This window comes from Mesorhizobium sp. M1E.F.Ca.ET.041.01.1.1 (genome assembly GCF_003997355.1).
In the GTDB taxonomy this organism is placed as follows: Bacteria; Pseudomonadota; Alphaproteobacteria; order Rhizobiales; family Rhizobiaceae; genus Mesorhizobium.
Genome location: NZ_RZSL01000610.1, coordinates 1 through 3,457, shown reverse-complemented (window position 1 = coordinate 3,457; position 3,457 = coordinate 1). Strand labels below are relative to the sequence as shown.

The 3,457-nt window shown below is 63.9% G+C and carries 4 protein-coding genes and 1 pseudogene; all 5 read right to left on the bottom strand.

Annotated features, from left to right (window positions below; translation table 11 throughout):
- Positions 1-300, bottom strand: a pseudogene (locus tag EOA38_RS31205) (sterol desaturase family protein); the annotation flags it as partial.
- Entirely contained in the window at positions 300-725 is a 426-nt protein-coding gene (locus tag EOA38_RS31200) for a hypothetical protein (protein WP_126093409.1), read from the bottom strand. The gene EOA38_RS31200 and the pseudogene EOA38_RS31205, both read right to left, overlap by 1 nt.
- A gap of 81 nt (positions 726-806) precedes the next feature.
- Complete coding sequence (locus EOA38_RS31195; RefSeq protein ID WP_189350010.1) at positions 807-1,655, bottom strand: phytoene/squalene synthase family protein; 849 nt, start codon at positions 1,653-1,655, stop codon at positions 807-809.
- A complete protein-coding gene (locus tag EOA38_RS31190; RefSeq protein ID WP_126093408.1) occupies positions 1,656-2,045 on the bottom strand; it encodes an Mth938-like domain-containing protein in 390 nt (129 codons plus the stop codon). It abuts the gene before it with no gap.
- 127 nt (positions 2,046-2,172) lie between these two features.
- Positions 2,173-3,457: protein translocase subunit SecF (gene secF, locus EOA38_RS31185; RefSeq protein ID WP_127301030.1), on the bottom strand; the 1,285-nt coding region annotated here is incomplete at its 5' end.

The following is a 3,457-nucleotide window of genomic DNA, read 5'->3' as shown; positions in this document are numbered from 1 at the left end:
GTGATAGACGTAGTAGCGCAGGTCATCGAGCAGGAAGGCGGCGACAAAGACCCAGACCGACAGGCCGAGATTGAAGAAGCGGAACTGCCAGAGCCACACCAGCGCCCAATAGGACACGACGCCGAGCAGCAGACCGGCGACGACATTGCCCGTGCCCATCATCAGGCTGGCCAGCGTGTCGCGCGTCTCGAACGATCCCTTGGCGCGGCCGGTGCGCACCAGCCAGAGCTCGATCAGGATCGCCGCGACGAAGAACGGGATGGCAAGCTGGGTGACTTGCGGAAAATTGTAGTCGTCCATCACGCCGCCTTTCGGGTCCGATCGCGGGCTTGCAGCGCCGCCGCCATGGCCAGCGCGTCGGCTTCGTTGGCAAAGGCAAACCGCCCGCCTTTCCAGGTGAAATCATCCATCCGCAGCAACACCACGCTCCCTTCCCGCACCAGGGCGAGAACATCCCGCGGCGTGACGATGCGCGTCAGGAAACAGTCGCCGATGCTGTGAACGATGCCGCAGCGTTGCGAGCCGAGTTCGAGGAACGCGGCATGCCTGTCCGATGTCAGCCGCACGGCACCCGGCTTTTCGTCCGGAAAGTCTTGGGCAAAACGTGCGAGCGCCTGATCAGCAGTGGCAAACGTCGCGGTTGTCGTGCCACCGGTGAAATGCACGGCGGCGACCGACAGCGCGATGCCGAACACGACGAGGACAACCAGGACTGGCAGTGTCATGGAATGGCGGCTCCTCCGGCGGCTCGCATTTCTCTGACGCGAGTCCACGCGACGGAATCCCTAGCACGATTGACGTTTACGTCAAAGAGGCGCCCAGCCGCGCATGGCATGACGCAGGAGCAGCCAGTGCCGCCGCAAGGTCGAGAGCGTCGCAGTCGCAACGCGTGGGGAGCGGTCCGCGCTGTCCATCCTGGTGAGATAGGCGCGCGTCAGCGCAAGTGGCAGAAACGCGGGGCGCAGCGAAACGGGGAGAGCCGGCGCGCCCTTCTCGAAAGCGCCGAGATGCTCTCGCGCCAGCGCAATCATCGCCGCCACTGCGCGCTCCGCGCCAGGACCGCCGTCGCCCTTGACGAACTCTTCCGGTGTCGTTCCCGCGGCTGCCAGGATCTCGGCGGGCACGTAGCATTGGCCTCGCCTGCGATGCAGCGGCAACAAAAGCAGCAGGCCGGTGATCGCCTGCGCGCAGCCTGCCCTGCCCGCCAGTTCGGCAAAGCGTGGCGCGGCAGTTGGATCGAGCACCAACGCCGCAAGCTGGATGAGCGCCGCGGCCGTCTCGCCGCAATAACCCTCGAGGTCGGTCCGCGACGGCATCGGGTCGTCATAGAGGTCGAAGATGCGCGCTTCGAGCATGTTGTCGAAGGCCGCCTTCGGCAGGTGGCTGGCTGCGACCGCAGCCCTCAGCGCATCGGCGGTCGGATGACCGGTCTCCGCCCCGCCTTCGGCCATGATGACATCACGCCACCACTGCAGCCGGACCTCGCCCGGCAGCGGCTCATGGATGCGGTCGCGCACGCTGGCGATCTCGGCATTGAAGGCATAGAGCGCGAGCAGCGCGTCGCGCCTGTCGGCCGGCGCGTAGAGCGCGGAGAGGTAGCGGTCAGGGTCGGCGGCGCGCACCGCGTCCATGACGATGGTTGAGCCGCCTGCCATTCAATCGACGGCAATCAGCGCTGCGGCCACGGCGCGGTCCTCGGCCAGAAGCACGTTGTAGGTGCGCACGGCCGCCCCCGTCGACATCGGATCGGCAGAGATGCCGGCTTGCTTGAGCGCGGCGCGCAGTGCACCCGGCAGCGGCCGCAGATCCTTGCCGGTGCCGACGAGCAGGATCTCAACCCTGTCCGCTTGGGCGAAAAGCTTGTCGAAGTCCGAGGCTTTCAGCGCCAGCGGATCGGCCGGCTCCCAGCCATGAATGCCCGACGGCAGGCACAAAAGCGATCCGCGATGCGACATGTCGGCAAAGCGGAAGCCGCCATTACCATAAGCCTCAATCGGCGCCCTGCCCGGGAAATGCGCCTCGCGGATGATGATGCCTTTGGCCATGGGTCTAGAGCATGATGCCGAAAAGTGTGGAGCGGTTTTCGGACGATATCATGCTCTATCTCTTTGATTCAGAGCCGGATTCAGATTTCAGGTCGACTCGACCTGAAATCATCCGGCTCTGACGGCGTCAGGTCGTCACGGCCTTGCCGTTCGCCGTCTTCGTCTCCTCGGCGGTCGCGGATTGCGGCCGCAACTTGAAGAGGATCAGCAGCGGCGCGGCGATGAAGATCGACGAATAGGTGCCGAACACCACGCCGAACAGCATCGCCAGCGTGAAGGAACGGATCACCTCGCCGCCGAACAGCACCAGAGCCAACAGCGCCAGCGATGTCGTGACCGAGGTCAGCGTCGTCCTCGACAGCGTCTCGTTGATGGCATTGTTCAAGAGCTGCGGCAGCGGCATCTTCTTGTATTTTCTGAGATCCTCGCGAACGCGGTCATAGACGACAATCGTGTCGTTCAATGAGTAGCCGATGATGGTCAGGATCGCCGCCAGCGACGACTGGTTGAACTCCAATCCGGATATGACGAAGAAGCCGATCGTCATCACCACGTCGTGGACGGTCGCGACGATCGCGCCCACCGCGAACTGCCATTCGAAGCGGAACCAGACATAGAGCAGGATGCCGACCAGCGCGATCAACATCGCGATCGTGCCCTGCTTGGCCAGCTCTCCGGAAACCGTCGGACCCACCACTTCGACGCGACGGAAGTCGTATTGATCCTGGAGCTCGCCCCTCACCTTGTCGATAACCGTCTGCTCGGCATTCTCGCCGGCATCTTGTGTTCCGACGCGGATCAGGACGTCATTCGGGGCGCCGAACTGCTGCACCTGGATCTCGCCGATGTTGAGCTCGGATAGCCTGCTGCGGATGTCGCCGAGATCGGCGTCGCCCTGCTTGGACTGCACCTCGATCATCGAGCCGCCCTTGAAGTCGATGCCGTAATTGATGTCGATGGTCAGGAACCCGACGACCGACAGGATCGACAGCACGCTGGACAAGGCGAACGTCCAGCGGCGGATCCCCATGAACGGGATCTTGGTGCCCGGCGGGATGAAGGTGACGGGCGCCCTTGGCAATTCCTTCGGGCGGGCACGGCGCAGCCAGATCGCGACCAGCATCCGGGTGAAGGTGAAGGCGGTGAACACCGTGGTCAGGATGCCGATGGCGTAGGTGATGGCGAAGCCCTTGACCGGACCGGTGCCAAGAAAGAACAGCACCACGGTCGCGATCAGCGACGTGACGTTGGAGTCGACGATCGTCGCCAGCGCCTTGGAGAAACCGGTGTCGATCGCCTGGATGACGGAGCGGCCATTTCGTCGCTCTTCGCGTATGCGCTCGTAAATCAGAACGTTGGAGTCCACGGCCATGCCGATGGTCAGCACGATACCCGCGATACCTGGCAAAGTG

What these genes read in the sequence shown, in the direction of transcription:
- EOA38_RS31200 (WP_126093409.1), bottom strand. Translation starts at nt 725, where the DNA reads ATGACACTGCCAGTCCTGGTTGTCCTCGTCGTGTTCGGCATCGCGCTG.
- EOA38_RS31195 (WP_189350010.1), bottom strand. Translation starts at nt 1,655, where the DNA reads ATGGCAGGCGGCTCAACCATCGTCATGGACGCGGTGCGCGCCGCCGAC.
- EOA38_RS31190 (WP_126093408.1), bottom strand. Translation starts at nt 2,045, where the DNA reads ATGGCCAAAGGCATCATCATCCGCGAGGCGCATTTCCCGGGCAGGGCG.